4 protein-coding genes and 1 pseudogene are annotated in these 4855 nt (G+C 63.0%); 3 read left to right on the top strand and 2 right to left on the bottom strand.

Going from position 1 to position 4855, the window contains the following annotated elements:
* The 3 genes from B7L71_RS09165 to B7L71_RS09175 all read left to right on the top strand — a co-directional run.
* A partial coding sequence (locus B7L71_RS09165) for a DUF1266 domain-containing protein (protein ID WP_081137478.1) occupies window positions 1-1916 on the top strand: 1916 nt, incomplete at its 5' end.
* A 211-nt stretch (window positions 1917-2127) separates the two neighbouring features.
* The gene (locus B7L71_RS09170; RefSeq protein WP_081137480.1) at window positions 2128-2670 is read left to right on the top strand and encodes a C40 family peptidase; all 543 of its coding nucleotides are present in this window, start codon (window positions 2128-2130) and stop codon (window positions 2668-2670) included.
* Window positions 2671-2724: 54 nt separating this feature from the next.
* Window positions 2725-3915, top strand: coding sequence for an MFS transporter (locus tag B7L71_RS09175; protein ID WP_081137481.1), 1191 nt, complete (start codon window positions 2725-2727; stop codon window positions 3913-3915).
* Here the strand turns inward: B7L71_RS09175 and B7L71_RS09180 are convergent.
* Window positions 3912-4526, bottom strand: a complete 615-nt coding sequence (locus B7L71_RS09180; protein WP_081137483.1) for an ATP-binding cassette domain-containing protein — start codon at window positions 4524-4526, stop codon at window positions 3912-3914. The two genes, B7L71_RS09175 and B7L71_RS09180, sit on opposite strands and share 4 nt — an antisense overlap.
* A pseudogene (locus B7L71_RS09185) lies at window positions 4519-4855 on the bottom strand (ATP-binding cassette domain-containing protein); the annotation flags it as partial. The pseudogene B7L71_RS09185 and the gene B7L71_RS09180, both read right to left, overlap by 8 nt.

Below are 4855 nucleotides of genomic sequence, written 5' to 3' on the forward strand. Positions count from 1 at the left end.
GCTATCCCGCCAGCGCCGCCGACTGGCCCGAGGCCCGCGCCTGGATGGAGCGCGTCTGGCAGGTCTACGACCGCGAGCAACTGCTTGAAGTGATGCTATGGCTGAGCGCTCAGGGCGAGCGTCAGCGCTGGGACATCGAAGCCCGCGAGCTGTTGAGCATGGATCATGCCCAGCGTCAGGAGTGGCAGCGCGGTGTCGAGCAGGAGTCTGCCCATGCGCCCGTATTGACCACCTTCGTACATCAGGGGGAGCCCCTGGAGTGGGCGGCCTGGGACTGGCTTCGGCTGGTCGAACTGGCCTGGGCGGGCGTTTGCAGCGGCTGGCTGAGCCAGGCCGAAGCAGACGACCTGGCGGCCCATGCGGCTGACCTGATTGGCCGTCGTTACCATGACTGGCATGCCATGCTGAAGGCTTACCTGCGTGGTCAGAGCCTGTTCGAGGGCGTCGATCGCCGGGGCATGACGCCTTCGCCACGCCACAAGCTGTTGATGCACGCCTCGTTCAGCCCATGGAAACAGGCGCCCAGCGCCCTGCTGGACGATGCCACCCGCGACGCTTCACGTCAGCGCATCCGCCGCTGGCGCAATACCCCTCATCATTGGCTGCTGGCGCTGGCAGGGGTGCGTGAACCCGATGTAATGCTGCGCCAACTGAACCCTGCGGCACCGATCAGCGAGCAGCGCCGCACCGACGCAGCGGTGTATCTGCAAGAGTCTTTGGGGCTGCATGCCGACGAAGGGCATCAAGTGCTGGCGCGCTACTGGTTGCCCGCTCAGGCACACCACCTGAATCAGCTGGCGGCAGATGCCGTCCATGGGGTGATGCCGCCTTCGCAGACCCATTTCGGCCAGCCTACCCCCGACGAGCTGAAGCAGCGCAATGCGGTGAAAGGCGTCAGCCGCCACGCCGCCACCATTCACATGGCCGAGAAGTTCGCGTTCTACCTCCACATGGCGCTGGACAGTGGGCTGTTCGAGCGCGAACCGCTCATGGAGCATGCCAGCGCGTTGCGCAGCTGCCTGTGCCGTTTCTATGCCTCGCCCAAACGCTTGCTGGACGCATGGTTTGCCTGGGAAAGCTGCCTGCCGGAGCCCGAGCACGACTCCTTGATCAGTGAAATTGCCTGGCATCTGGAGGATCCCGGCAGCCTGTTTCACTGGCTGAACTGGCAGCCAGACGCCTGGTGCGAGCCGGGTGAGCGGCCTACGCTGAGCCACTTTACGGCGATGTCTCTGGTGGGGCCATTGAATAGCGCCGTGTGGAGCGAGCCGCAGCTGGAGAGCCCGCGCGAGTGTGCGGATATTCGTGAGTGGGTCGAAAGCCACTACCACCTGACCAGCGCCGACGACATGCAAGAGTTTCTCAGCTTCATGCTGGAAGCCGGGGACCGTCAGGAGTACCAGATCAATTACGCGCCCTATACATTGAACCCGGAGCGTCTGGCGGCAGAAATCGCCATTCTCGAATCGGGCGATTGCGGCGAAGAGGAGCGCCACCACCTGTTACGGTTGCGGCGAGTGAGTGCCAACGAGGACGGGTGTAACGACGTCGACATGGCCGCGTGGGATATTGCTCAGCTCGTGGATCTGGCCATCGCTGCCCGGCAGTTGGGCTGGCTGGACAAGCAGGCCTTTGCCGACGTGCTGGACCGCGCCTATCAGCTGGCCGCAGACCATTATGCCGGTTGGCAAGAGTATGCGGCGGGGATGTACGCCGGGTTCTCGTTCTTCATGGGGGAAACTCCCGAACGAGAGAGCTTTCTGGCGGGCTTTCGGCAAGCGCTGGTGGCCTGGCTATGCGGCGCACCCATTCTGGCGGGGCCTTGGGCCAGCCTGGATTTTCCGGGCAATAAACCGCGCCATTTTGCGCCGCTGCATATCGATACGTTGCCGGGAGATCAACGTATTTTGCATTGAGACTCGCCAAGCATAGTAGAACTGGCTTATAGTCCAGGCTTTGTGTAAATGAGTTTTCTCATGCTCTGCCCACTTTTTCTTATACATTTGTCAAGAGGTTAATCGCATGGTTGCGTTGCCACACCCCGCTGTGACCGCTGTCCGTGTTGTAAGTGTTTGTGTTTTCGCAGCATTGTTGGCTGGTTGTGCAGGCTCCGGTGGACGTCAGGATATGGAGCCCCCCGAGGATTATTTCTCGATGGTGCTGCCCGGCATGGGCGGCGCCACGCCGCAGATGTCGCCAGCCGATCCGATCATGGCGCAATTGCGCAGCATGCAGACCCCACCACCTACGGTAATTCGCCAGGCCCTTCTCGAACAGCACCAGCGCTGGGCCGGCACTCCTTACCGAGTAGGGGGAACCACCGAAAGGGGAATCGACTGCTCTGCACTGGTTAGACATGTTTTCCGCGATACGTTCAATATGGAGCTTCCGCGCTCCACCCAGGATCAGGTGCATGAGGGACGCTCGATCGACCGCCAGGAGCTGCAGGCGGGCGATCTGGTCTTCTTCCGCCCTCCAGGACGCTACAATCATGTCGGGATCTACGTCGGTGACGGCTACTTCCTGCATGCTTCCACCTCGCAAGGGGTGACCATCTCGAGCCTGGATAACAGCTATTGGCAGCGCTACTACTGGCAGTCTCGCCGGGCGCTGGAGCCGACCAATCTTGCTCAGCTGAATGGTCGGTTTGAACAATCCTATCTTCCGTAGCCTTGGGCCCCTTGTGTATCGGGGGCCATCGCGCCAATTGACCATGGACATGGCATGATTGAAGCGAAAACGCGCGCCTGGTGGCGCGCGACGGCAGCACTCTGCCTCGGCTCTTTTCTGGTATTCATCAACCTGTATGCCCCGCAGCCGCTGCTGCCCGAGTTGAAAGAGGCATACGGCGTTTCTACCCTGGGCATCAGCCTGCTGATGTCGGCTTCTACCTTGTCGTTGGCACTGGCGCTGCTGGTCTTTGGGCCGCTTTCCGATGCCATTGGCCGTGAAGCGATCATGCGCTTTACGCTGCTGTTGGCGGGTGGCCTCTCGCTGGCGCTGGCCTTCGCGCCCACCTTTGAAAGTCTGCTGCTGTTGCGCTTGCTGCAGGGCTTCGTGCTGGGCGGGCTGCCCGCCGTGGCCATTGCCTGGATGGGCGATGAGTTCGACAAGCCCGCCCTGCTGAGCGCCGTGGGGCTCTATATTGGGGCCAATTCGCTGGGGGGCATCAGCGGCCGCATCGTTGGCGGGGGAGCGTCGGCAGTGGGTGGCCCAGGCGCTGCGTTTCTGGCCGTGGGCGCCATGACGATCATCGGCTGCGTGCTGTTCTGGCGGCTGCTGCCCAATAGCCGGGCCTTCCAGCCCAAGCGGTTCGAACTACGCCAGGCGCTGAGTGATCTGGCAGGCCACCTGCGCACGCCTTCGCTGCTGGCAGCTTACTGTCTGGGCGGTATCAATTTTCTGATTTTCATCAATCAGTACAGCTACATCACTTTCCGCCTGGCAGAGGCGCCGTATCACTTGGCGGCCAGCGGGTTGGGGCTGATCTTCCTCACTTACCTGGGCGGTACCCTGGGTTCGACGGTCTCCGGCAAACTGGCCGGACGTTTTTCTCCCGCCAGCTGTATTGGCATGGGCATCGTCATCCTGATGCTGGGGACGGCCATTACCCTGGCGGAGTCGCTGGTGGGGATTCTGGTAGGGTTGACCATCAATGCGTTTGGCTTCTTTCTGGCCCACTCGCTGGCTTCCAGCTGGGTGGGGCGCTACGCCCAGGGCGCCAGGGGCAGTGCGTCGGCGCTGTATCTGGTGTTTTACTACCTTGGAGCGAGTATCGGGGGCTTCTGGCTGGAACCGTTCTGGCGTTGGGCGCAGTGGCAGGGGGTGGCCGTAGGGTCCTGGCTACTGCTGGCCGTGACCCTGATGATTGCGCTGGGTATGCGGCGCGTCGAGCGTCGCCTGGCCAGCGCTTAGTCGCTCCTTAGCTGTCCGTCGGCCAGGTGCAGATGCCGGGTACAAAGCCGGTTCAATAGCGCCATGTCGTGGCTGATGACCAGCACGCCCAGCGCCTGGCGTTCGGCGTGGGCCTTAACGGCTTGCCACAGGCTGAGTTGGGTCAGTGGATCCAGCATCGTCGAAATCTCATCGGCGATCAGATAGCGCACACCCGGGGCCAGGGCGCGTAGCACGCACACCCGCTGCAGCTCGCCCCCGGACAGCTCCCCCGGAAAACGCTTCAGCCACGCTGGCTGAATACCGAACGCTTCCCTCAGCGCCTGTGGCGGTGTCCAGGCCTCTTCCAATAATCGTGCCACCCGCCAGCGCGGATTGACCGCCCGTTCCGGCGATTGAGGCAGCCACTGCACGGGGCGCAGGCCCCGTGATGGCAAGGGCACTCCGTCGATGTGCAAAAAGCCGTGGCGTGGTGCCCAGTGGCCCGCCAGCACTCTGCCCAGCGTCGACTTGCCTGCCCCGGAAGCACCGCTCAAACCGACCCACTCGCCCCGTGCCAGCGCCATCGACAGCGTCTGGAACAGCGGCGGCTCGCGGCCAAACCCGAAGGTGAGCTGGTGGGCTTCAAGCAAGGCTGGGCTCCTGAACATGAGGCTGTATGGGTAAGGTGCCGAAGGCGTTGTCGGGCAGCGCTTGCCAAAGTGCTTTGGCATAGGCGCTGTGCAGCTGCTCCCCTTGGCCATGGAAGGCCCGGGCCGAGGTCGTTTCCACGGCGCGCCCCTGGCGCATGATGGTCACCCGGTGGGCAATGGGCAAGGCATGGCGCAGGTCATGGGTGATCAGCAGGACAGCTTTGCCCTCTTGGGCCAGTGCCTGCAGGGTAGCCAGCACGCGATCCCGCTGGGCCGGGTCCAGCCCGACGCTGGGCTCGTCGGCAATCACCACGCGGGCATGGCCGGCC

Source organism: Halomonas sp. BC2, assembly GCF_002078115.1.
Taxonomy (GTDB): domain Bacteria; phylum Pseudomonadota; class Gammaproteobacteria; order Pseudomonadales; family Halomonadaceae; genus Vreelandella; species Vreelandella stevensii.